The organism is Bradyrhizobium australafricanum, from assembly GCF_020329495.1.
GTDB classification, from domain to species: Bacteria; Pseudomonadota; Alphaproteobacteria; order Rhizobiales; family Xanthobacteraceae; genus Bradyrhizobium; species Bradyrhizobium australafricanum.
Genome location: NZ_JAGKJL010000075.1, coordinates 1 through 23,049, shown reverse-complemented (window position 1 = coordinate 23,049; position 23,049 = coordinate 1). Strand labels below are relative to the sequence as shown.

General features: G+C 60.9%; 17 protein-coding genes and 5 pseudogenes. 12 read left to right on the top strand and 10 right to left on the bottom strand.

The window, feature by feature from the left end; translation table 11 throughout:
* Positions 1-427: 427 nt before the first annotated feature.
* Positions 428-649: pseudogene (locus J6525_RS47120) on the top strand (S49 family peptidase); the annotation flags it as partial.
* Entirely contained in the window at positions 574-1,008 is a 435-nt protein-coding gene (locus tag J6525_RS39620) for a S49 family peptidase (RefSeq protein ID WP_283809548.1), read from the top strand. The pseudogene J6525_RS47120 and the gene J6525_RS39620, both read left to right, overlap by 76 nt.
* Positions 1,009-1,299: 291 nt before the next feature.
* Here J6525_RS39620 and J6525_RS39615 read toward each other — a convergent pair whose 3' ends face one another.
* The 3 genes from J6525_RS39615 to J6525_RS39605 form a co-directional block, all read right to left on the bottom strand.
* Complete coding sequence (locus tag J6525_RS39615; RefSeq protein WP_038383571.1) at positions 1,300-1,491, bottom strand: CsbD family protein; 192 nt, start codon at positions 1,489-1,491, stop codon at positions 1,300-1,302.
* Between the two features lie 1,353 nt (positions 1,492-2,844).
* Entirely contained in the window at positions 2,845-4,368 is a 1,524-nt protein-coding gene (locus J6525_RS39610) for a Do family serine endopeptidase (protein WP_092090338.1), read from the bottom strand.
* A 224-nt stretch (positions 4,369-4,592) separates the two neighbouring features.
* The gene (locus J6525_RS39605) at positions 4,593-4,979 is read right to left on the bottom strand and encodes a nuclear transport factor 2 family protein (protein ID WP_225648697.1); all 387 of its coding nucleotides are present in this window, start codon (positions 4,977-4,979) and stop codon (positions 4,593-4,595) included.
* Between the two features lie 378 nt (positions 4,980-5,357).
* On the opposite strand from J6525_RS39605, the gene J6525_RS39600 reads away from it, so the two are divergent.
* Positions 5,358-7,316 (top strand): hybrid sensor histidine kinase/response regulator, encoded by a 1,959-nt coding sequence (locus tag J6525_RS39600; protein ID WP_225648696.1) that lies wholly within the window; start codon positions 5,358-5,360, stop codon positions 7,314-7,316.
* 74 nt (positions 7,317-7,390) lie between these two features.
* Here the strand turns inward: J6525_RS39600 and J6525_RS39595 are convergent, their stop codons facing one another.
* The 3 genes from J6525_RS39595 to J6525_RS39585 all read right to left on the bottom strand — a co-directional run bounded on the left by J6525_RS39595 (position 7,391) and on the right by J6525_RS39585 (position 12,336).
* Positions 7,391-9,097 (bottom strand): response regulator, encoded by a 1,707-nt coding sequence (locus J6525_RS39595; protein ID WP_225648695.1) that lies wholly within the window; start codon positions 9,095-9,097, stop codon positions 7,391-7,393.
* Positions 9,094-10,593, bottom strand: coding sequence for an ATPase domain-containing protein (locus tag J6525_RS39590; RefSeq protein WP_092090334.1), 1,500 nt, complete (start codon positions 10,591-10,593; stop codon positions 9,094-9,096). Before J6525_RS39590 ends, J6525_RS39595 begins: the two co-directional genes overlap by 4 nt.
* Before the next feature lie 1,092 nt (positions 10,594-11,685).
* Positions 11,686-12,336: a hypothetical protein gene (locus tag J6525_RS39585; RefSeq protein ID WP_225648693.1), complete on the bottom strand. Its 651-nt coding sequence runs from the start codon at positions 12,334-12,336 to the stop codon at positions 11,686-11,688.
* A gap of 200 nt (positions 12,337-12,536) precedes the next feature.
* Here J6525_RS39585 and J6525_RS39580 point away from each other — a divergent pair.
* From J6525_RS39580 to J6525_RS39545, 8 genes and pseudogenes are all read left to right on the top strand, one after another.
* Positions 12,537-12,791 (top strand): annotated as a pseudogene (locus J6525_RS39580) (M24 family metallopeptidase); the annotation flags it as partial.
* Positions 12,792-12,809: 18 nt separating this feature from the next.
* Positions 12,810-13,278 (top strand): annotated as a pseudogene (locus J6525_RS39575) (aminoacyl-tRNA deacylase).
* A gap of 230 nt (positions 13,279-13,508) precedes the next feature.
* Positions 13,509-14,330: an N-acyl homoserine lactonase family protein gene (locus J6525_RS39570; protein ID WP_176937281.1), complete on the top strand. Its 822-nt coding sequence runs from the start codon at positions 13,509-13,511 to the stop codon at positions 14,328-14,330.
* 89 nt (positions 14,331-14,419) lie between these two features.
* Positions 14,420-15,385, top strand: coding sequence for an ABC transporter ATP-binding protein (locus J6525_RS39565; RefSeq protein WP_092090394.1), 966 nt, complete (start codon positions 14,420-14,422; stop codon positions 15,383-15,385).
* Positions 15,382-16,083, top strand: coding sequence for an ABC transporter permease (locus tag J6525_RS39560; RefSeq protein WP_225648692.1), 702 nt, complete (start codon positions 15,382-15,384; stop codon positions 16,081-16,083). Before J6525_RS39565 ends, J6525_RS39560 begins: the two co-directional genes overlap by 4 nt.
* Positions 16,084-16,094: 11 nt before the next feature.
* Complete coding sequence (locus J6525_RS39555; RefSeq protein WP_225648691.1) at positions 16,095-17,678, top strand: Gldg family protein; 1,584 nt, start codon at positions 16,095-16,097, stop codon at positions 17,676-17,678.
* Between the two features lie 38 nt (positions 17,679-17,716).
* Complete coding sequence (locus J6525_RS39550) at positions 17,717-18,736, top strand: DUF4340 domain-containing protein (protein WP_225648690.1); 1,020 nt, start codon at positions 17,717-17,719, stop codon at positions 18,734-18,736.
* Positions 18,733-19,824, top strand: a complete 1,092-nt coding sequence (locus tag J6525_RS39545) for a HupE/UreJ family protein (RefSeq protein WP_225648689.1) — start codon at positions 18,733-18,735, stop codon at positions 19,822-19,824. Before J6525_RS39550 ends, J6525_RS39545 begins: the two co-directional genes overlap by 4 nt.
* 168 nt (positions 19,825-19,992) lie before the next feature.
* On the opposite strand, the pseudogene J6525_RS47930 reads toward J6525_RS39545, so the two are convergent.
* From J6525_RS47930 to J6525_RS39530, 3 genes and pseudogenes are all read right to left on the bottom strand, one after another.
* Positions 19,993-20,472, bottom strand: a pseudogene (locus tag J6525_RS47930) (DUF7146 domain-containing protein); the annotation flags it as partial.
* A 44-nt stretch (positions 20,473-20,516) separates the two neighbouring features.
* Entirely contained in the window at positions 20,517-20,846 is a 330-nt protein-coding gene (locus J6525_RS39535; RefSeq protein WP_225648688.1) for a hypothetical protein, read from the bottom strand.
* A gap of 499 nt (positions 20,847-21,345) precedes the next feature.
* Positions 21,346-21,546, bottom strand: a complete 201-nt coding sequence (locus tag J6525_RS39530) for a hypothetical protein (protein ID WP_225648687.1) — start codon at positions 21,544-21,546, stop codon at positions 21,346-21,348.
* A 731-nt stretch (positions 21,547-22,277) separates the two neighbouring features.
* Between J6525_RS39530 and J6525_RS39525 the strand changes: the two genes are divergently transcribed.
* Positions 22,278-22,502 (top strand): hypothetical protein, encoded by a 225-nt coding sequence (locus J6525_RS39525; RefSeq protein WP_225648685.1) that lies wholly within the window; start codon positions 22,278-22,280, stop codon positions 22,500-22,502.
* 255 nt (positions 22,503-22,757) lie between these two features.
* On the opposite strand, the pseudogene J6525_RS39520 reads toward J6525_RS39525, so the two are convergent.
* Positions 22,758-23,049: pseudogene (locus J6525_RS39520) on the bottom strand (IS4 family transposase); the annotation flags it as partial.

Below are 23,049 nucleotides of genomic sequence, written 5' to 3'. Positions count from 1 at the left end.
GCTCGATGCTCTTCGTAGAACCGCTCCGAGGCCTCCCGGCAGCGAGCCTTGGCGCCCACCAGGGTCCGGCGCCGCCGGTCGCGTAAGGCGGCGCGGGCAGCGGCACTGTGATGCTGGAGGTCCAGAAGGCGGGCTGCGCTCGGTCGCTAGCCGGATGCGCCCGACCGTCCGTCCCAGGTGGATCTGCGTCAGGTGCTTTCGCAGATCACGACGATCGACGCGCTGGTCCCGCTCGAGGTCTCGGCGCAGGCCGATCGCCTTGCGCGCGCCAAGCAGCGCCAGGCCGCAGCTGCAGCCGCCGCGGCGCAGGCCTCGAGTTCGGCGAGCAAGATCGCGCTGGTCTCGGTCGCCGGCGGCCTGACGCCGCGCGGCAGCTGGTCCGGTTCGAGCCTTACCGGCATTGCCGCGCAGGTTACGGGCGCAGTCGATGACCATGACGTCGCCGGCATCATCCTCGACGTCGACAGTTCAGGCGGAACGGTCTCGGCAACGAGGCCGCAGCTGCGGTCGCCGTGGCGTCGGCAAAGAAACCTGCATCGCGGTCGCGAATACGCTCGCGGTCTCGGCGGCGTATTGGATTGCCTCGCAGGCCGGCGAGCTGGTGATTACGCCGTCCGCCGACGTCGGCTCGATTGGCGCCATCATCATGCACCAGGATATTTCCGGCTGGCTCGACCGGGTGGGGATCAAGATGGCGATCGTTCGTTCCGAGAATCGCCGAATAAAAACGAGGCGCATCCACTGTCGGACAAGGCTCGAGCCTATCTGCAAGGCCGGGCAAACGAGGCTGGCGCCGATTTCGTCAAGGCGGTCGCGGGCGGCCGTCGCGTCTCGCAGACCAAGGTCCGCGAGGAATTCGGTCAGGGCCGCATGGTCGGCGCGCGCGAGGCCGTTGCGCGCGGCATGGCGGACCGGATCGCAACCCTCTATCAGGTCATCAGCGGCATGCTGCAGCGACGCTCGCCGCGGCCGAGCTCGCGCCGTCGATCGGCGCTGGCGTTCGATTGACCGGTTAATCCTTGAGCAACAGTTTTATTCGCCTGCGCTCTTCAGGGATTAATGGAAATCGCATCCCCAATTTCCGGGCTTGTCGATGAACCGACGCGAGTGGACGGCGTAGGGCAGCAGAGGCCCGAGCCGCGCTTGCTCCTGAAGCAATCAATGCTTCAGCCGATTTATTTCCTCGTCATTCCAGTGAAAATTTCTCATTCCGTTCAACGAACAGGGCTTGCATCAATTTCTGTCTTCCGAGCCGCTAATCAGGTGGCAAAAAAGCCGCCGAAGGCGGCTTGATCTTGTCTATTTTTTGAGAGCATCAGCTGCGTCGCGCGCTGCGTCCTTTACGTCTCCTGCGGCCTTGTGCGCGGAACCCTTGGCCTTATCAATCTTGCCTTCGGCTTCGAGGTCCTTGTCACCGCTGATCTTACCGGCACCTTCCTTGATGGCGCCTTTTGCCTTGTCGGCAACGCCCTTCACGTGTTCACGATCCATGGTCTTGTTCCTTTGCTGTCCGGGATACGAGACAACGAAAGAATCGCGCGGTGGGTTCCTAAGGGCACGCGGCAGTTTTCACGCGCCCGGGGCGACAGCACCGTAGTCATACGGCTGCGCGAAAGCGCTCCGGGACGCTAACGTTAGGATCGATCCTTTCGCCAAAGTAGCCGCCAAGCACATGTCCAAACAGGACGCTGAACGTTACAGACAGAAGGCCGCTGAATGCGACGTCGAGGCGGCCAAGGCCACGACTGCGAGCGCGAAGGAAGCTTGGTTGCAGGCAGCAGAAGAATGGAGAAAGCTTGCGAGGCAGCCGACGAAAATGGTCAGGACTCAACCACTAACTGGGGTTCCGTTCATACCTAAAGGTGTGTGATTTATCCCATCAGCAGCGAACTGGCGACAATGACAAACGCGATGAACGATACCCCCGCCATGCCTATGAGGCTGAACTCGACGGCGTCCATGTCGGTCCTAAACATGGTATTTGTTAGTCAGGACCTTTGACCTATCCCGCATTCATCTCGGCTTTTGTGAATGCGGAGAGAAACAGTCCTCTCAGTCTTGCTTGTGCCGTCATGCAACAGGCTTCCGAGGTTCATTTAGTACGGGTGACAACGGATAGCGGCGAGGTCCAGCTTGCCGCGACCCCTCGCGAGGAAGCGCTGGACATTCGTCGTTTCGGCCGTCTTGGCTCCATGCTGGGATTGACGTCATGAGGAAAACGCCGCTGGTCACGCTCAAGTTTCAAATCTCAAGGATGCCGGCAGGGCGCCGCCCTCGCATAATACTCGGTCTTCTTGGGTCCTATCATCGTGATCGCCATTGCGATCGCGGGGGTGTTTTTCGGCCACGACGCCTCAGCCCACAAGTCACGTCCTCCTTGAAGGACATGCTCGGGGACACCGGAGCCAAAGCGTACCGCTTGGCGAAGCCCGGTTGGTTTACAGCCGAACACGTCGGGTTGATCAGGAACAGCATGAGTTACCGCCCGGGCGGTTGGTGGTTCTTGCCTGCTTGGCTGCCCGACACGCAAGAACACGACGTTGGTCCCTTTAAAACCAAGACCGCGGCGCTAGCTGAGGCAGAACGGCCGGCAGCCCTCCACAAACGAAAAACATACGGACCAGCTAACGTCTCGAACCCGCGTGTTCGGAACAGGCGCTTATGCCAATTGTCCTTGCTGGTTTGATTGTCAGCGGTCGATCACCGGGATTGCCCGGTGATGACAGTGAGATCCATGGCGAAAGACCCGGGTGGCGAGGTTACGGTCTACAAAACCGGGCGGCTTACGAGATACTGAGCCCGCCGTCGCGGCGGAGAACACGCGACGGCAGGCCAGCGTTACGCCTAGCTGATCGGCATGGCGACGAAGTGGGTGTTGTCCGACGTCTTCACGTGCATTAGGACGTCATGCTTGCCTTCGGACTTCGCATCCGAGAGTGCATTGCGCAGGTCGGCCGCAGAGCTGACTGTTTTGCCTGCGACGTCAAGGATGACGTCGCCGGACTGCAGGCCGTGCTCGGCCGCCGGACCGTCCGGCTCAATCGCCGTGACAACGACACCCCTGTCGCCGGCGCCGCCGACATCGCCTGCCGGCGCAACCGACAAACCGAGGTGAGGAATGCCGTTCGACCCTTGCTGGGGCTCATCGGCCCGGGCAACCTTCCTTGTATCGTTTGGCATCTTGGCGAGCGTCACCGTGAGCGTCTTCGTCTCACCCTTGCGAAGGATGTCGAGCTTCGCCGAGCTACCCGGGGCCATCGCTGAAATCTCTCGCGCGAGTGTGCCCGAGTTCTTGATCGCGTTGCCGTTGACCGACGTGATAACGTCGCCTGGCCGGATGCCGGCCTGTGCCGCCGGTGCATCTGGCTGGGCCTCGTCGACGAGTGCACCCTGGGCCTGCTTCAGGCCAAGGCTCTCGGCGATGCCGCTCGTGACCGCCTGCACCTGTACGCCGAGCCAGCCGCGCGTGACAGTGCCGTGCTCCTTGAGCTGAGCAACAATCATCTTCACGGTCGGCGCCGGCACATCGAAGCCGATGCCGACCGAGCCGCCGGACGGCGAATAGATCGCGGTATTGACGCCGATGACGTTGCCATTGGTGTCGAACGTCGGCCCGCCCGAGTTGCCTTTGTTGATCGGCGCATCGATTTGGATGTAGTTGTCGTAGGGCCCGGCACCGATATCACGTCCTTCAGCCGAGATGATCCCCGCCGTCACGGTGCCGCCGAGACCGTAGGGATTGCCGACCGCCACGACCCAGTCGCCGACGCGCGGCACCTGATTTTCGAGGTTGGCAAAGCTAAAGTCCGTCTTGCCATCGACCTTGATCAGCGCGAGATCCGTCTTCGGATCGGTGCCGATCACCTTTGCGGTATAGACAGTGCCGTCATCCGTCGTGACCTGCACGGATTTGGCATGATCGACGACATGATTGTTGGTCACGGCATAACCGTCCGCGGAGATGAAGAAGCCGGAGCCGACGTCGGTGATGATCTGATGGCGCTGCAGCTTGCCGCCTGGAGTGCCGTCGCCGAACTGGCGGAAGAAATTTTCGAAGGGCATACCTTGCAAGGACGGTGGCAGGTTCTCTGCTTCCGGACCGGATGCGTTTGCATTGCTTTCTTCGTCCAGCTTTACGCGTACCGAAATGACGGCCGGCTTGACCTTTGCGACCAGGTCGGCGAAGCCCGCGGGACCTTGCGTCTGAGACGCCGTCGGAGTCGCGGCGAACGCTTGTTCGACAAATTGGAAATGTCCCAGTGGCCCTGCGAGGGCGATGGTCGCGCCGATCATCGCAACGGAGCCAAGCATCGCGACACGGCGGGCCGACTGGGGCCTGCGCTGTTGCGTGTTGTTGTCGTTTGGCATGATGTTTCTCCTGAAATTGCCTGCCCCATATCGCTTCTGAAAACTTATCGCTGCCGCATTACGGGGGCCTGTCCGAGGCATTAATTCGAGTGATAGGTAGCCAAATTCGCGGCAACGGGCGACGGACATGCCAACGCATTTACGGACCACGCCAGGAGGTGTGGCTCCGTAGCGCCGCAGCGCAGGCGACGACGCTTCAATCTAATGGTCGCGGCTGCGCGGAGCTACATTGTGCCGACGTGCTCGACGAGATGGGCCCGCGAGGGCGAGGGTGCAAACCGCTCGGCGAAATATTGCGTTTCGTGGGCAACCAGCCCGTCGCGGAATTCCATGATGCTCACCACGTAGGACGGTTTGTCGTCATAGGTGAGGACGTACTCTGTGATCCAGAGATCGCCGCCGCCGATCATGCGATGGATCGTGAATCGCTTCTTGTTCGGCTGGACCGTGCGGATTTCCTGAATGTTGCGCCGGCCACGGATCCGCTCACCCGACTGCGGATAATCGAGCACCGCATCCGTGGCGTAGATCTCATGCTCGCGCTCGAAATCGCTCGCGTCCGACGCCTCCCAGTGGCGCTGCAGCGCCGTGCGTACCGCTCGATCGTCCATCGCAATCTCCCGGCTGTGCCCCGCCCGTTACTTCGCGACGTTCTGGCCGCGGTGGCAAGGGGAATGTGGCGCCGCCGCCACTTTGATGCGAGGGCGCCTTCGTCATTCCCGACTAGGCAATTGCACAACTGAGGGCTCACGAAACGCACGATGGTTTCCTCTTGGAGAGGTGGCCGAGCAGTAAGGCAGCAGCACGTTGCTAAGGCGCCGAGTCCCTCGGGACGCGCAGGTTCGATCTCTGTCCTCACCTCCAACTTCGCATCACGCACTCAGTGGCACCGGAAAGAGCTCAGTCGTCAGTAATTGGTAGGCTCGTAGGCGCAGAAGGAACCAGGCCTAATTTGACGGGTTGATCTGTACCCTCCAAAGAGTTTCCAGATGACGACACCAGCCGCCGGGGATGCCCGCAGCCTCGAATTGCTGATCAACGCGATCGTCGATTACGCAATCTTTATGCTCGACATCAGCGGCCGGGTTAGGACCTGGAATAAGGGTGCCGAACGCCTGAAGGGGTATACCGCTGACGAGATTGTAGGAAAACCGTTTTCGGTTTTCTACACGCCGGAAGATCGGGAGAAGGGGCTACCGCAAAGGGCGTTAGCGACGGCCCGCGAAACAGGCCGCTTTGCTTCTGAGGGGTGGCGTGTCCGGAAGGACGGCACCCGATTTTGGGCCCTTGTCGTTATCGACGCTATACGTGACGAACACGGCCAGATTATCGGCTTCGCCAAAGTAACCCGCGACATCACCGAACGTCAGCAGACCCACATCGATCTCCTGGAGAGCGAACGACGCTATCGGCGGCTCGTCGAGGCGGTTGTGGATTATGCAATTTTCCAGCTCGATGCCTCAGGCCACGTGGCGACGTGGAATTCTGGCGCTCAACGTATCAAGGGCTATGCTCCTGACGAGATCATTGGCCGCCATTTCAGTGCGTTCTATACGCCTGAGGACCTGCAGAATGGGGTGCCTAGGGCGGCGCTGGCCCAAGCGGCCGAGCAGGGAAAGTTTGAAGCAGAAGGCTGGCGCATGCGCAAAGATGGCACGCGCTTTTGGGCTTCTGTCGTTATCGACAGGATTACGGACGACAGCGGGGCGATCATCGGCTTCGCCAAAGTCACTCGCGACCTCACCGAACGCAAGCAGGCACAGGATGAATTGAAGCGTGTACAGGAGCAGCTCGCTGCTTCACAAAAGCTCGAGGCTGTGGGGCAGCTAAGCGGTGGAATAGCTCACGATTTCAATAACCTACTGATGATCGTCCTTGGAAATCTTGAAAACGCTGAGCGCAATAGCCGCCATGTGACAGGAGCAAATCTTCGCCGGGCGCTGGCCAACGCCAAGCGCGGAGCTCAACGCGCTGCGGCGCTTACTAGTCGCCTACTTGCCTTCTCCAGACGCCAGGCGCTCGATCCGAAGCCAATCAACGTGAATAATCTTCTCACCGGCCTGCAGGAGTTCCTGCAGCGCACACTTGGCGAACGCGTCGAGGTTCAGACAGTAGGTAGTGCGGGTCTCTGGCAGATCGAAGCGGACGTCAATCATCTGGAGTCGGCCATCGTCAACCTGGCAATCAACGCGCGCGATGCAATGCCAAATGGCGGGAAGCTGACTGTAGAAGGTGCCAACGTCTCGGCGGATGAAGAATATTCCCGCGCAAATCCCGAATTGGCCGCCGGGCAATACGTCACCATCTGCGTAAGCGATACCGGCTCCGGTATGAGTGGTGACGTTTTGAACCACGCCTTTGAACCGTTCTTCACAACCAAGGAGCCGGGGCAGGGGACAGGGCTGGGCCTAAGTCAAGTTTATGGCTTCGTCAAACAGTCAGGGGGGCATGTAAAGATCTACAGTGAAGTCGGGGAAGGTACGAGCATCAGGATGTACTTCCCGCGGTATCAGGGCAGTGAGCAGCCAGCCGCAGATGAACCAGAACAGTCTATTGCCGAAGGGGAATCAGTAGAGACAATTCTCGTCGTCGAGGACGACGCGGATCTTCGAGCTTATGTTGCAGATGTTCTGCGTGATCTGAACTATCGAGTGGTATCAGCAGGCAGCGCTCAGGCTGCGCTGACGATCCTGTTGCAGGAAGAGCAGCAGGTTGATCTGCTTTTGACTGACGTAGTGATGCCTGGAATCAACGGTCGCGAGCTGGGTAGGCGCGCGCAGCAAATTCGACCCCACCTGCGGATATTGTACATGACCGGCTATTCCCGAAATGCGGTGGTTCACCAAGGGCGACTCGACGAGGGCGTCGATCTTCTGGAAAAGCCAATCACGCAGGCAAAACTGGCATTGCGGGTTCGCGAAATATTGGACCGAACCAATCCTGACTGACTGAGGGCCTGGAAACAGCGCGTTTAAGTACCGCGTAGCAAAAACCCAAGCCTCAGACGCCTGGCTGCGGCCGCTCAGCAAGTATGCGAGCGCCTTGAGTCCGTATCGTTTTGGAGTTCCGCCTTGGTCGCGTTAAGCGCCGTGGCGAGTTCGTCGATGTGGTATGGCTTCGCCAAAATCCGAATACCTTCAACTTGCGCCTCATTAACGGCGGCTTCCGAGTATCCGCTCGTCAGCAGCACCGGAATGTCGCTTCGTCTTCTCTTGATCTCGCGCGCGAGCTCCATGCCATTCATGCCACCCGGCATCATGATATCGGAAAAAATTAGGTCGACGGAACGACCGTCGGCCAGAGCGCCCAGCGCGGCTGCGGCGCTGGACGCGCGCGTGACTTCGTAACCAAGCTGGTCGAGCATCTCACTCACTAGGGCAGCGACCTCGTCATCATCTTCGACCAGAAGAACTCGGCCATGGTTTCTTTCCTTCGGCCGAGCCTTGTGCAAATCGATAAGATGGAGCTCTTTCGAAGGGACCTTCCGGGACCGTGGGAGGTACAACTCAACTCTCGTTCCTTTTTCAATCTCCGACTTGATACGCACAGTACCGCGTGATTGGGTCGCAAATCCATAGACTTGGGCAAGGCCGAGCCCTGAGCCTTTGCCGACGTCCTTTGTCGTGAAGAACGGCTCGAAAACCCGCGACAGAACCTCCGGCCCCATGCCGACTCCGGTGTCGACAACGGAAAGGCGAACGTAGTCTCCAGAGATCGTCTCGTCATTCAGATTGGGCAGGTTTTCCCCTTGGACGAGGATCGTGCCGCCATTGGGCATGGCGTCGCGGGCATTGACAGCCAAGTTAAGGATGACAAGTTCGAGCTCACCCGGATCGACTTCTACCGGCCACAGTGACTCTGGAAAATCAAACTCAACGTGGACGTCCCCTCTCAGGCTTCGATCGAGCAGTTCGCGCATGCCGCCCATTTGCGAAGCAACGTCTACCGGCTCTGGCCGAAGCGTCTGCCGGCGAGAGAACGCAAGAAGCTGCCTGGTCAAGCTGGCACCGCGTTGTGCGGCTTGGATCATTCCGTCCATCAAGCGGCGACGGCGGTTGGGGTCGGCCTGACGATCGAGCATATTCAGGCCGCCCGAAATAACCATCAGGAGATTGTTGAAATCGTGCGCCACTCCGCCGGTCAACTGGCCGATGGCCTCAATCTTCTGCGCTTGACGAAGCGTTTCCTCGACTCGCGCTCGCTCCTCCATCTCGAGGCGAAGCTGCTCGTTCGCTTCCTCCAGAGCGTGCGTGCGTTCGACCACCAATTGTTCGAGTTGCTGCGCGGTCTGCTCGCGCGCCTGGAGCAAGGCCCGAATCTCGTATTGACGCCGACGTGCCCGCATTGCCGATTGAATGGCGCTGGTTAGCGTCATCGGTTGGACCGGCCGTTCGAGGAGCGAAACGTTACGGAGGAGAGCGACGATGCTGCGCCGCCAGGCAACCACAGCTGGCTGCTCGCGATGGCTTGTGAGCACGACGAAGGGAAGATCCGACCATGGCGGCTGGTTCTCTATCCACTGCGCCAGCTGTGCGGTGTCTTTTCCGAACAAACCTTCTTCCGCGAGGAAAACTGCGCCTACGCCAGCGGCCATCTCGACGACGAGTTCAGACAGACTTCGGCAATTAATCGCTTGCAGACCCGAGCCACGGAAAAGCTCCGCCGCAGCCAATCCGTCACGTCCAATAGGAGCGAATACGAGAACACAGTGATCCCGTTCAGCGCTCATTCAGCCGATCCTTCGGGCGTTGCCGTGCCGAGATAGCGCGGATTGCCAGAAAAAATACCACTAAATTCCGTGAGAGGAGGACCGAGCGTTATACCGGCGCTGGTGAGACGAAATTCACGAATGGTATGCTCATGGTGGCCACTGCGCTTCTTCACGACAGATAAGGCGCGCCGCACCGTTCCTGCCACTTCGAAATAGCGCAGCATAACCACTGCGTCGCTCAAGTAGCTTATATCGAGCGGCGTATCCATCGGACCAACCAGTCCGTGTTGCGCGAGGACTAGGATGGTCAGGACACCTTGCTGCGCCAGATAGGTCAGGAGTTCGTGCATTTGCAAGACGAGAAACCGCTCGTCCGGCATCGCGTTCAGATACCCATTCAGACTGTCGATGATGATGACACGCGCATTGTCACTTTCGACGCTCTTCCTCACATTCGCGGCAAACTCGCCAGGCGACAGCTCGGCCGGATCGATCTGTTGAAAACGGAGGTTTCCCGATTCGATATATCTTTCAAGCGGCAGGCCCAGAGTCTTAGCGCGAGCTTCGATCGTGCCGCGCCCTTCGTCAAACGCGAAGAACACCGCGTGCTCGCCCCGTTTAACAGCTGCTATCGCATAGGTCAGTGCAAGGGAAGACTTACCCACCCCCGCCGCGCCGATGAGGAGCGCATTTGTGCCGCGCTCGAGGCCGCCTCCCAGAAGCTGATCGAGCTCGGAGTTGCCGCTAAGCGTAAACTCACCAAAAAAAGGCCTGTGATGTTCAGCTGCTACAAGACGCGGGAAGATTCGCACGCCGCCTTTCTCGATCGTGAAGTCGTGGAAGCCGCCGCGAAACCGGATGCCGCGCATCTTAATCACGCGGAGCCGTCGCCGCTCGGCGCCATATTCCAGAGCGAGCTGCTCTAACATAACGACACCGTGCGCGATCGAATGCAGTTGCAGGTCGTCTTGGGACGATGAAAGATCATCCAGGAGAACTACCGTGCAATTGCGGTGAGTGAAGAAATGCTTCAGGGCCAAAACCTGGCGTCTGTACCGAAGAGAATTTTGGGCAAGGAGGCGCAGTTCGGACAAGCTGTCGACGACGACGCGAGTGGGGTTCACTCGCTCGACCTCCTTGAATATTAGGTTGGTTGTTTCGCTCAGCTCCATCTCGGCGGGATGGAAGACCGTGAGTTCGCGATCCGGATCGAGGGTCGTCTCGGGTGGAACCAGTTCGAAAATATCGACGCCCTCCAGAGACCAACCGTGCCGCTCGGCCACGACGTCCAGCTCGCGCTTGGTTTCTGAGAGGGAAATATAGAGCCCACGTTCTCCGTCGCGCACGCCTTCGAGGAGGAACTGCAGCGCGATGGTTGTCTTGCCAGTGCCTGGCCTTCCTTCGTAGAGATACATCCGGTTGGCATCAAAACCGCCGCCCAGGATGTCATCCAGGTCGGCGCTGCCAGTTGAAATTCTCGGCAGATCTTTGGGGTCACGATCTTTAGTTGACATAGGCGATCCTAAATCCCTTGGCCCTTCTCACTCCGCCCACCTGGGCGCCCAAATGGCAAAAGTGGTGCTAAGGAACTCCGATGAAGGCGACCAGTTCCATCCACTTCGTTTGCAGAACCGCTAGCGAATCCTATTGATTAGGGCAGTACGCGACCGGCTAACGCTCCGGCCTCGGTTGCCAGTGTGGCGCTGACATGCCTTGCGAATGCAGCAGAATGGTCGGCGAATACATGCTGGACGTAGAAGGTACCATCGAAGAGGTTGAGGGCGAGATGCGGAAGACGCGCCACTGAACGGAACCGAAAAATTACCTCAGCGTTTAATGTCCGACGATCGCTGAGAGGAGGAGAATATGGGATTTGGAAGAGGCGCACTGTTGTGGCTGCTTGGCATTCCGCTACCGATTATCTTGCTTCTCGCACTGTTCTGGCATCATTAGGACGGATGTACCCTCTGGTGCTTGCAAGGCTCTTGGCTCAAGTCGGGAGCCTTTTGCTTGGGAGCTCCGTGGTGGACCCGGCGTGGGGAAATCCGCGGTCCTTCGTGGCGCCGCCGAGCGCGTCGGCCGCGAGGCTCAGATCATTATCCTTGATCCGGTATCAACACCTGCAGGCGGCTGGCTGGCCTTTGCGCAAGCGCTCGGCATTCCCGGTACCGCCCACGAGGCGCCACGAGCAGCATATTCATTGCACAGAGCGCCACGAAGGTGGTCGGGCCACCGGGAAGCAGCGGCCGCATGGCATCAAGCAGCGGGTCCCAAGCCTAGACGGTGGCGGACCGACCTCCAGCCGTGAAGGCTCAGGAAGCTGCGGGATGCCGGTTCGCAGTCCACTCGAAAATCCGAATTGAGGCCGCTTTAAATCGGCCGAGAACGCAGGTGCCTCGATCGCCATCTGTCCTTTCGGCGCTCCTGGTCGGCAACCATCCTTCGCGCCAACACGCTATTTCGATCGAGAACCGCGCCGACTTCGCTAGTGGGCCGTGGGAGGGGGTACACCACGGTGAACGAGGCCGACGACTCACAACGCGATGGCACTCTGGCGACGCGGGCAGGGACGAACTAGATGCCTTGAACAATGAAATCCGACGCACTCAAGAACTTCGTTGAAAGCCGTCGGCGGCTGTTCGTCCTGACCGGCGCGCAGCGGCGAGTTCGAAGTGCGCTATGGGATAGTTTGGGTTTGTATTCAAACTTTGACGTAGCCACACAAGTGCTTCGGCATCGGCTCCAAGCAACAACTTGGCGAGTCCAACCCAACTCTTCCACCGATGAGGACCTTCATCGCGAGGAGACAGGCGCAGCGCTTCGTGGACATGTGTCTCCGTCTCTGCGGCGCGACCAACATAAACCTTGGCAACACCGATGAGAGCTTGGGCTTCCGCTAAGTTGGGATTCAATGCCAACGCGTCTTCAAGTTCAGTGATACCTTGCGTCACGCGCTGGGTACAAAATTGGAGGGCACCCAAACACATGTGAGCGGGGGCGTACTGCGGGGCCAGGGATAGCGCCCTAATCAAGGCCGCTTCGGCCGCGACATAGAGCGCATCAGGGTTGTCGCCTAGAAAAAAGGCAGCGCTTGCCAGATCAACACCCGCCTTACCCACAAGCGTCTCGACATTCTCGGGATCAATTTCTAAGGCGCGTTCGAAAAATTTCCGTGCTTGCGCGACGTGTTCCGGAATCCAACGTTTGTTCCAGCGAGCCATCCCTTGGAAGTACAGATCTAGAGCATCGGGATGCAATGAGCGTTCCGCTCGCCTTGATCGGCGGCGATTAATTGGACGTTCAATGTGTTCGCAAGCCTGGAAACAATCTCGTCCTGCACGTCAAAAAGGTCCGCAACAGATTTGTCGAAACGCTCGGCCCATAGGTGATGCCCAGTTTCCGCGTCCACAAGCTGCGCGTTCACCCGAAGTCGATTTCCGAGCGCGACCACACCGAGTTTCTCGCCCACGGCATGGGCCTCGTCAGCCACGAGGCGCCGCGGCTGACGGCGACCGCCCCGGTTCGTTATGACGCCTATGATGCGGAGCGGCCGCTCGAGGCTGGCATGGTGATCTCGGTGGAAACCACGATGAAGCATCCGAAGCGCGGCTTCATCAAGCTCGAGGACACGGTGGCCGTGACCGCAACAGGGCACGAAATCTTCGGCGAAGGCGGCCGCGGCTCGAATTTAGGTGGCACGGCGGTGCGGTAAAAACGCTGCTAGCGTGGCATTGGTCCGGCCGCGAACTCGGTTTACCTCTCCCATAGGGCTACGGGAGCCGCCGTGCAGATCTATGTTTATGACCCCGACGCCGAGAGCATCGGTCTGCAGGCCGCTTCCGCACTTGGCGAGGATCCGGCGCGCGTCCTGAAGATGCTGAAGGCGCAGGCCGACGGCAAGCCGGTCTGCGTGATCGTGCCCTCCGACCAGGAAGTCTCGATGAAGAAGCTCGCCGCCGCTGTCGGCGGCAAGTCGGCGCAAATGATGAAGCCGCCGGAGGCCGAGCGCCTCACCGGCTACAAGGTCGGTGGGATCAGTCCGTTCGGGCAGCGCAAGCCAATGCGCACCGTGTCGAGCAGCGCGCGCCGGCGCATGATCAGGTCTATGTGAACGGCGGCCAACCTGGCTTGCAGGTGCGCCTCAGGCCACCGATGCGCGCGACGTTCTCAAGGCGGCCCGGGCCGATATCATCGCCTGACCACGCCAGCAGGCCACGCCAGTTGCGATGCACAAAGGTGGAACCGTCCCGCAGTCGAATTTGTCTGCAGGCTCGCGTGCATTGAGCCTGCACAGCCGCATCAGACTATGGTAGGGTACATTTATCCGCTTAAAAAAGTGCGTCGAAACAGGGAGGACGACATGCGGGTGATTGCGTCGAAGGTCCTTGGCTCGCTGGCCGCAGGACTTTTTTTTATGTCGGCTGCCGCCATGGCCGCTGATCCACCGAAGGAAATGAAGCTCTACGTCTTCTCCTCAGGGGCGCTCAATCTCGACAAGTCAATCATTCAGAACGGCAGTAGCGGCAAGGTCCAGATCCCCGTCGGCTTTTTCCTGATCCGGCATCCCAAGGGCGACGTTCTGTTCGACTGCGGCAACAACGACCGGATCATCAAGGACCCCGACTATTGGGGCCCGTTTGTGAAGGCGCTCGATCCGGGCCGCGATCCCGACATCGCCATCGACGCCCAGCTCGCCAAGATCAACGTCAAGCCGTCCGATATCAAATACGTCGTGCTCGGCCATTTCCATGTCGATCACGCCGGCAATATCGGCAAGTTCCTGGACTCGACCTTCGTGTTCCAGCGTGACGAGATCAGGAATGCATTTTGGCCGGCGCCGGGCTACGCTACCTTCTTCATCTCCGACGACTTCGCCATGCTGCGCAATAGCGTCGGCGGCGGCATGCCGGCCAAGTACAAGACCATTGAGCTCGACGGCGACCTCGACCTGTTCGGCGATAACAGCGTCTTCATCCATCGCACAGTGTCGCACACGCCGGGAAGCCAAATCCTAGTCGTGCGGCTGCCCAAGACCGGTACGGTGGTGCTGACCAGCGACGCAGTCTATCTTCAGGAGAATCTGGACAAGAACATCTTGCCGAGCATCGGCAGTGTTTATGATCCGGTCGGCATGCTTGATGCCTATGCCTGGGTGAAGCGGGTTCGCGACACCGAGAGTGCCGACATCATCTACGCCCACGATCCTGATACGTTCAAGGCGCACAAGCACTCGCCTGAATTCTACGAGTAATTGGCGGTGCCCGCATCGTCCTTTGACTAGTCATCCCGGGCCGTCGCGCCCGGGATTGTATTCGGTGCTCCCAAAGGAGCACTCGGCAGATGGGTGTCCAGAAAGCCATGCTTCCGGCTGTCTCTCCGGTCGTTCTGGTCGAGCGCGTCACGAAGTGGTACGGGCCGAGGCGTGCCGTCGCCGACGTCTCCTTCGCGATCGAGCCGGGCGAGATCGTTGGCCTGCTCGGACCTAACGGTTCCGGCAAGAGCACGATCTTCCGCATGCTTACGGGATATCTCGTGCCGACGAGCGGACGGATTACGGTCGCCGGCCATGACGTCGTCGAAAACGCCCTCAGCGTGCGTCAAGCCATCAGCTACGTGCCGGAAGACGCTCCCCTCTACGATCACATGCGCGTCCGCGAATTTCTGCATTTCATGGCCGGCATCAAGGGCGTCCACGGTGCGAAGGCGAGGGCGGCGGTTGATGAGGCCGCCACGCGCCTCGACCTTGGCCGCGTCATGAATCTCACGGCCGGCAAGCTGTCGCGCGGCTTCCGCCAGCGTGTCTCGATCGCACAGGCGCTGCTGGGCGATCCTCGGGTTCTAGTGCTGGATGAGCCGACCAGCGGCCTCGATCCGCATCAGGTGATTACCGTGCGCGACCTGATTCAGTCACTGGCCAGCCAGCACACCGTGCTGATGGCGTCGCACATCCTGCCCGAGATCGAAAAGATCGCCTCGCGCGTGATGATCCTGCTCGACGGGACGCTGCTGACTTCCGATGCGCTCAGGGATGCCGCGCCGGACCTCAGGCTAGGCTTGTCAGCAGATGCATCAGCCGACGTCATTCGCGGCGTCGCCGGCGCGGTCGCCGGCGTGCGCGGGGTCGTTGCCGATCCCGAAGTTGTCGGACGTTTCCTGGTGACCGCAGAGCGCCGTCCTGCGCTTGCGGCGGACCTCATATCCACGCTGGTCGCAGCTGAGATTTCGGTGCGGGAGCTGACCGAACTGCGGCCCGACCTCGAGCGGGTGTTTCTCGACCTCACGCGGCGGCCGGAGGCGGCTGCATGAGAAGCTTTGGCGTGCTCTTGGGCAAGGAAGCGACGGCGCTGTTCTCCTCGCCGATCGCCTACGTGCTCATGACCGTGTTCCTGCTGATCATGGGCTACAGTTTCACGCTGACGCTGTTCCTCAGCCACCAGCCCAGCATGGTGCACGTCTTCTTCCAGACGTTCGTGCTGTTCATGTTAACCGCGCCGCTGATCACGATGCGTTTGTTCGCGGAGGAGCGGAAGCTCAGGACGCTCGAGGTGCTGCTGACCTCGCCGGTCTCCGAGGTCGCCATCGTGCTTGCGAAATTCCTCGCCGCGATGAGCCTGGTCGTGGTCATGCTGCTGCTCTCGGGCGCCTATGCGGCTGCGCTCGCCTGGTTCGGCGACCCCGATTTCGGCCCGATCTACAGCGGTTATCTGGGGCTGTTGCTGTTCGGCGCGGCACTGGTCGGGACCGGTTTGCTCGCCTCTGCGCTCACGGCCAATCAGGTGATCGCGGCACTAATCTCGCTCAGCGTGTTTCTCCTGCTCTGGATCATCGACAATTTCGGCTGGTTGCTGCCGAGCCCGTTCGACACGCTGGTGGTAAACCTATCTCTGTCGGTGCATTTCCGTCCCTTTGCTGTCGGCTCCATTTACCTGTCCGACGTGGGCTTCTTCCTCAGCATCACGCTGTTGATGCTGTTGTTGACGGTCCGCGCGCTGGCGCGGCGGTGAGAGGGGACGAAATGCCCGGCCTCCTCAGATCAAACATTGTCCTTCTTGCCGTCGTCGCCGGCGCCCTTGTCTGCGTTGCGCTTGGCTTTGCGGGTCTTGGTGAGGCGACCGCGAACAGCCTGCTGTTCTGCGCCTGCATTCTCGTGCTGCTCGCGCTCTTCATGCTTGCGGTTCGGCTTCCCCTGCGCGGCACGGGGGCGCTCTGGTCGGCCTGGTTTGCAAACGCGTCGATTGTTGCCGCCGCGATCGCCGTCGTGACCGCGGCGAACATCGCACTCTATCGGCACGACGTGCATCTCGACGTCAGCCGCGAGGGACGCAACACGCCGCCTCAGCAGCTCACCGACGTGATCGCGCAATTGCGCACGCCGCTGGCGCTGACCTATTTCTACAACGCCAGCGATGCCAATGCGGTCAATGTCAAGGAGCTGGTCCAGACCGCCGCACGAAATCATCCGCTGCTCGTGTTCCGTGCCATCGATCTCGACAAGGAGCCGGGCCTTGCCCGCGATCTCGGGGTGCGCGCCTACAACACGGCAGTGCTCCAGGCCGACGACCGCAAGGTCCTGGTCGAGAATCTGACCGACCCCGCGCGCCTCGGCTATGCAGCGCTGCGCGTGCTGCGCAAGCGGGTGGAGACGGTCTGCTTCGTCACAGGTCATGGGGAGACGTTCCGGCCGCTGCCCTCGCATTTCCATTTCAGCCATGTCGAGACCTTGAAGGGGCACGAGACGCTCGGCGCGGGCGACGTGCTGGAGGCGGCGCCCGAGCAGCTCGACCGGCTCCAGCTTGCCCTCGACCAGATCGGCTTCCAGATGCGCGAGATCGTCACGGCGACCGCCTCCGGCATTCCGCCGGACTGCTCGGTCGTCGCGGATGTCGGTCCGCGCACTGGGGTCGCCGCGGACGAGGCGATGCTGCTCGCGAATTACGCAAAGGGCGGCGGCAGGCTTCTGCTGTTGCTTGATCCGTTGTCCCAGATCGACGGTGATTTCGAGCAAATGCTGCTCAAGCCCGTCGGCCTATCGAGCGAGGCTGCCGTCGTGATCGATCCGCTCAATCATTTTCGCACCGATGCCGACAAGGTTGCGGTGCCCTACTATCCGCCGCATTCGATCACCCGCCGCCTGGCGCTGACCGTGTTTCCGCAGGCTCGACCGATCGTGGCGGCGCAACCGCCATCCGGTGTCAGTTCGATTGTGGTCGCGGCGAGCAGTCAGGACAGCTATCTGCGCTCGCCCAGGACTGTCGCCGCGGCGACGGACGCCCGCGGCGCCCGGTCGCTCGCGGTCGCCCTCGAAGGCGTCTGGCCGGGCGGTGCGCCGGACAAGCGGTTCCGCATGGTCGTGGCCGGCACCAGCAAGATCGCGAGCAACGAATATTTTCCCTACGTCTCCAATGGCGAGCTGGCGCTCGCCACGCTGCGCTGGCTCGCCGAGGACGATGCCACGCCGAGCGTGGCTCCGCAGAGCTTCAAGCTTCCGGAGATCGTGCTGACCAGCAGCCAGATGCGCGACACTTTCATCGTGCTGGAAGTGCTGCTGCCGCTCAGCACGGGATTGTTCGGCGTTGCAATGTGGTGGAGGCGACGGTGAGGGCGCAGCTTGCCGGCGCTGACGCGTCGCGATGGCTGATGACGCTCGTCACCGCAGTTCCGGTGACGCTTCTGACGCTGCTGGTCCTCAGCGGGCACTGGCCGGAGCTGCGCAGCAAGGTCGCATTTGTGCCAAAGGGCCTCGTCACCATCGCGCCGGCCGATGTGTGCAGAGTGGAGATCCGTTCGGGCGGCGATGGCGTCGTCCTCCTGCGCAAGGCCGGCGCATGGATGATCGAGGGGCAGGACGCCACCGTGCCCGCCGGGCTCGGCAGACATCTCGAAACCGCGCTGCGGCTCGTCACCGTCAGCGAGCCCGCGCGCGAAATCCCCGCAGCCGAGCTCAGCCCGGCAAGCCTCGCGACGTTCGGCCTGGATCCCCCGGCAACCGTTGCAGTGATCGAGGCCGCCGATGGTTCGATGACGTCTGTGAATGTCGGAGCACTCAATCCGGCGAGCACGTCCTATTACGTTCGCGTGGCCGGCCGCCCTGCAATATACTTGATGCCGCGCCATGTCGGGGAGGAGTGGCACGTCGCGTACGATATGACGCGCCGCCTGCGCGGCTCAGGCGGTGCAGATGCGCCAAGCCGCGGCAAAAGCCTGGTGCTGCCGGTGTCCATGGCGCAGGTGTGGGCGCTCGAAATCGTCTCCGCGGGCAAGCTCACCCGCTTCGAGCGCGATCCCGGCGGCAATTGGTTTCGTCACCTCGGCCAGCACAATCACGCTTCCGGCACCGTTGTGCATGCCGCCGATCCTGAGCAGGCGTGGATCATCGACGCAGCGCTGCGCGCATTCGATACGGCCGCCATCGAGGCCCGCGTCGGGCAGGCTGATCCGTCGCAACTCGCGCGCTATGGGCTCAATCTGCCTAGTCTGATCGTGCTGGCCTTCGCGCGCGATGCAGCTGCGCCGCTGGCAAAGCTCGAATTCGGCGCCCCCGCCGACAGTCTCGAGCGCTACGCACGGCTTGCCCCCGACGGTGCGGTGGTGACCGTGGCCGAGTTCGAGATGCGCCGGTTGACGGAGCTGTTGCGCGCGGTCGGAGCGGGATCATGAGGTGGCAGCCTCTACTGTCGCTCGGCGTGATCCTTCTCGGCTTCTATGAACCGGCACGGGCGCATCAGGTCAATCTCTCGACGGCGCGACTAGCGCTAATGGCCGAGCGTTCCGTCAGCATCGAGGTGACGCTCAAGGGCAGCGATGTTGACCGGCTCGTCGGCACCAAGATCTATGACGTCAAGGAGGACGCCGTCGATCCGGCTGCGGTCGAGGCGGCTACTGCGTCGATCCTGGCCTATGTGAGATCGCATCTCTCCGTGACCGGCGCCGACGGAACGGTATGTTCGCCCGGGACAGCCGCGATCCTGGCGGACGGCGACGGCGTCATCTATCGCAACAATTTCAACTGCGCCAATGTCGCCGGCGAGATCGTCTACCGCTCCACGGTGCTCACCGAAAAGGATCCCAGCGCGCGCCAGGTGGTGTTGGTTGCGCAGCGCGGGACCGAGGCGCAGGCGCTGCTGGACGCGGGCAACACGACCATCACCCTATCGGCGCCGACGCCGCCGCTGGGGTCGACGATGCGGCGCTATCTTCTCACCGGCATCGAGCACATCTTTCTCGGTTACGATCACATTGCCTTCCTCGTCGCAGTCGTTCTGTGGGCGCGCCGACTCATTCCCGTCATCAAGATCGTCACCGCCTTCACCATCGCTCATTCCATCACGTTGTCGCTGGCGGCACTCGGTATCCTCGTCATTCCCAGCCGGATCGTTGAGCCCGCGATCGCCGCCTCGATCGTGATCGTGGCGGTGGAGAACTTCTTCTCGCGCGACATCGAGAGGCGCTGGCGCGTCACCTTCCTGTTCGGCCTGATCCACGGCTTTGGCTTCGCCGGCGCGCTCCAGGAGGTCGGCCTGCCGCCCAATGCGGTGGTACCGGCGCTCGCCGCCTTCAACGTCGGCGTCGAGATCGGTCAGGTCGTGATCGTCGCGATCGTGCTGCCGCTGCTTGGCTTGGTCGATCGTCTGTTCGCTGCCGACCGCACCCACCCGGCGCGAGCGGCGAGCCTGGTCTATGCGGTGTCTGCAGTGATCAGCCTGTTCGGCGGCTATTGGCTGCTCACGCGCGTGTTCGAGGCCTGATCCGCTACTGCTTGATGCGCCTGAGGGCGTGCGGGTGGGGTCTGAAGCGGATTGGGCGGCAGCTGGGCTGCAGCCACGCACGGGAGAAGCCCGGCCGGGTGTCGACGGGCACTTGGCAGGACGTTCTTTCGATTGAAGGCGGATATGATCAGCACGAGCGGCGCGGAGTTTTTCGAGGGCCCGAGCACCGGCCCGATCGGCATCACCGAAGTATAGGACGGATCGGACGATCGGCGGCAGGGCGACAGCGGGCAGGCGTTCGGCGCTGGCAGCGGCCCAGTCCGGCACGGCGAACAGGGCGCGAGCCGACAGCCCACTTTCCAGACCTTCGGCCACTGCGGCGGGACCGCAGCGGATCGCGGCGACGAGCGCGGTGCCGATCATCCGGCGCCACCAGCTCGGCTTTGCGCGGGGGCGCGGCGGTAGATAGCGCAGCGTCGGCGGCAGCTGCTCGGCCGCGAGCCCGCGGGCCTCGAGATAGGCTTCGGCCGGCGTTGCGGCGAGCGGCTGGGCCTGCCGCCAGATTGCGCGGGCGAGATCGGCCGACGTGTTCGCACCTGGCCTGGTGGGCGGCTGAACGGCGCCGGCGGCTTTCCGAGGACGGCGGCGGTGACCCGGGGTGTGGCAGCTAGCCCGGCCAAACAGCACACCGGAAACATTCACGGCCCCCAGAGCGTTCTGGGCTGGCACTACTATCCGAGAGGCCTCGATGCGATTAGCCCCGCGTCGGGGCCTTTCGTTTTTTGGAAGCTTGTAAGCGGACGCCGGCTGAGTTGGATTTTGGATGGACGCTGCGCGCCACTATCGGATCTCCAATTCTTGATCGCCTGAGCCGAAATCTCGGCGGAGTCCTTGATGCCGGTTTGCGCAACCTTAATGACGGTCTTCGCGATCATCTCCGTCAACGGATCATCACCGTCCCGGACCGAGAGCATACGTAGTGTTTGCTCGTAAGCTTTTACAATGAGATTAGCGTCCCTCGGCGCCATGGCATCGATCTGCAAGCGGAGGTAGGTGGACACTTCTTGGCCTCTCCGCCCGGTGCGACAAGTTGTCATGGGGACTGTTGTTGGGAAATGCAGAAACGCGGTCTGGCAGAGAGATCGGGTGAGCTTACGGCATTCGGTACGCGAAGGGGCCGGGCTTCAGAGTATTCTTCGGCGGCGGTCCCATGGTCAGCCAAACAGCAAGACCCAACAGAGCCGAAGCCTGGCCTAATAGTCGAAACGGTGGATGCAAAGACTGCCCCTGTGGCCGCATCCTCACCGAAGAGGTTGTGGCAGAGTTCGATGCGTCGCAATGCTACTTTGCAGAACGTGCGGCCGGGGCGACTGCGCTGCATTAGCAGCTTCTCCGCAAACGATGCATTGTTCTACGTTCAGGTTCCTCCTCACGTCAGTGACGGGTCGCCGGCAAAAAGCCGGTGGCCCGTTTCAAGTTCAGGGAACCATGAGGGCGGCCGCGACGTCGAAGGCAAACACGCAGGCGACGGCCAAACTCATGAGCGTGATTGCGACGGGCCTAGGCATAACGGTTCACTCGCGACCGCTTTCTCGGCTTGAATTGTCCGATCAGACGGTCGCCGTCCCATAGTTCGATCTGATAATCGTCAGCGTAGGTTTTAGCGCGCTCCTTGGCGGCTTCATCGTCACAACAAAGCAAGTCTAGGCGATTGGCGATGTGGCCATCGGGACCGAGAATGTATGCGGTGTAGTTGCGCATGGTCACGGTCTCGTGGAGCCGGGTTCCGGCACTAACGGTTTTTGGAACCATTTGTTCTTGAAATGCTTAGAGCTGCTGGAACCCTGTTTTCGGAAGTTCCCCGGAGGAGGTACCTGCCTTTTTTAGACAGTGGTCCAATTAAAACTCAGCGCCTAAGACGACCTGTTCTTCCGTCTGGTAAGGCAGCGGAATGAGGTCGTAATGCTTCCGCCCCAAGAACGTACCGGACACCGGCTGCTTCAATAGCTCAACCGATCGTTCCGTGATCTCACGATGTCTCATCCAAAGGTGAGCGATGTCGGCCTCCAAGTCTCGGGGGCGAAAAACGGTCATCCTCTCTTGCAGCATCGTCTCCCTCCCATTCTGAGACGAACAGTGCTTTCCGACGGATTTGTCGGAGGAGCAGCCATTGATATTTAGTGGTTCTCCCACGATGGGTAAAGCGACGGGGGTACGCGCGACCGCGACTCTTGCGCATTTTGACCGGGGTGTTTTTGCCCTTTGCTTCCTCGCCCCGTAAACGATGCGTGACTGGTGTAAATCACCGCGCCCGGGGTCCGCCGGCGTAAACGCATCGGCGGTCGTTTACCGGGCCAGCAAACGACTCGCCGAGCACAGCCTGATGCAGCGCACGGAATGTTTCCGTAGTTCTCCGTGCGTGAACGAAGTTTCAGAAGCGCGGCCGGACCGCCAATCGTTAATGCCTCGCAGATGACACGGAGGCATAACGAATGGCCGACAACCGCATGTTGACCTTGCCTCCTATTAGCGCGAGCGAGCCGAAGAAACGCGCCACCAAAGTCGAAGGCTTTTCGATCAGCAAAGAGCAGAGGGTAGAGCTGCTCAAGGTAGCACTTGAGTATGATCAACTCGCTCAACATGCAGAGCAATGGCAACATGACCTGAACAAGCCGCCGATCGCCGAGATGGCAGAGCCGCAATCTCCTGTGCAATGATTGAAGCATGGACCTGCGGCTTATCCGGCAGTACTTGAAGGAAGCAGAATGCCATGTGGCGCAGAGTGATAGGCATATCGCGCGCCAGGTCGAGATCATCGACGAGATTAGCCGCGCCGGCGGATCGGTTCATCTAGCGCTTGATCTGCTCGCAACGTATCGTGCGCTCCGCGCGTCGCAGGTTGCTCACCGCGACATAATTCGTAGAGAGCTAGAGCGGTAAGGCCGCATCAGTGTATCCGTCCGGTGAAGCTTTCAATTACCCATAATTGTTGCCTCGATTGCGGCTCCAAGTTCGATGTCGGTCAGCCGCGATAGTCCGCGCCAGATCACGGTATTTCCTGGAGGCGGATCGTTGGCTCGGGCTAAATATCCTCCGAGCCGCGCGATCTTGACGACATAGTGCGAGAGCGTGCTTCGTCGAGAGCAATCACCACCCCTGTCTTTCACCAAATGATCAAGAAGCCTGATTTCGGGATCCGTCAGCGCCGTTTGCGGTACGGCATTCGGCGAGGAGCGATTGAGCATCGTCATCCAGAAGACGCGC

What these genes read in the sequence shown, in the direction of transcription:
- J6525_RS39570 (WP_176937281.1), top strand. Translation starts at nt 13,509, where the DNA reads ATGGCCGCTGATCCACCGAAGGAAATGAAGCTCTACGTCTTCTCCTCA.
- J6525_RS39560 (WP_225648692.1), top strand. Translation starts at nt 15,382, where the DNA reads ATGAGAAGCTTTGGCGTGCTCTTGGGCAAGGAAGCGACGGCGCTGTTC.
- J6525_RS39605 (WP_225648697.1), bottom strand. Translation starts at nt 4,979, where the DNA reads ATGGACGATCGAGCGGTACGCACGGCGCTGCAGCGCCACTGGGAGGCG.
- J6525_RS39600 (WP_225648696.1), top strand. Translation starts at nt 5,358, where the DNA reads ATGACGACACCAGCCGCCGGGGATGCCCGCAGCCTCGAATTGCTGATC.
- J6525_RS39615 (WP_038383571.1), bottom strand. Translation starts at nt 1,491, where the DNA reads ATGGATCGTGAACACGTGAAGGGCGTTGCCGACAAGGCAAAAGGCGCC.
- J6525_RS39590 (WP_092090334.1), bottom strand. Translation starts at nt 10,593, where the DNA reads ATGTCAACTAAAGATCGTGACCCCAAAGATCTGCCGAGAATTTCAACT.
- J6525_RS39610 (WP_092090338.1), bottom strand. Translation starts at nt 4,368, where the DNA reads ATGCCAAACGACAACAACACGCAACAGCGCAGGCCCCAGTCGGCCCGC.
- J6525_RS39545 (WP_225648689.1), top strand. Translation starts at nt 18,733, where the DNA reads ATGAGGTGGCAGCCTCTACTGTCGCTCGGCGTGATCCTTCTCGGCTTC.
- J6525_RS39555 (WP_225648691.1), top strand. Translation starts at nt 16,095, where the DNA reads ATGCCCGGCCTCCTCAGATCAAACATTGTCCTTCTTGCCGTCGTCGCC.
- J6525_RS39565 (WP_092090394.1), top strand. Translation starts at nt 14,420, where the DNA reads ATGGGTGTCCAGAAAGCCATGCTTCCGGCTGTCTCTCCGGTCGTTCTG.
- J6525_RS39525 (WP_225648685.1), top strand. Translation starts at nt 22,278, where the DNA reads ATGGCCGACAACCGCATGTTGACCTTGCCTCCTATTAGCGCGAGCGAG.
- J6525_RS39530 (WP_225648687.1), bottom strand. Translation starts at nt 21,546, where the DNA reads ATGCGCAACTACACCGCATACATTCTCGGTCCCGATGGCCACATCGCC.
- J6525_RS39550 (WP_225648690.1), top strand. Translation starts at nt 17,717, where the DNA reads ATGACGCTCGTCACCGCAGTTCCGGTGACGCTTCTGACGCTGCTGGTC.
- J6525_RS39595 (WP_225648695.1), bottom strand. Translation starts at nt 9,097, where the DNA reads ATGAGCGCTGAACGGGATCACTGTGTTCTCGTATTCGCTCCTATTGGA.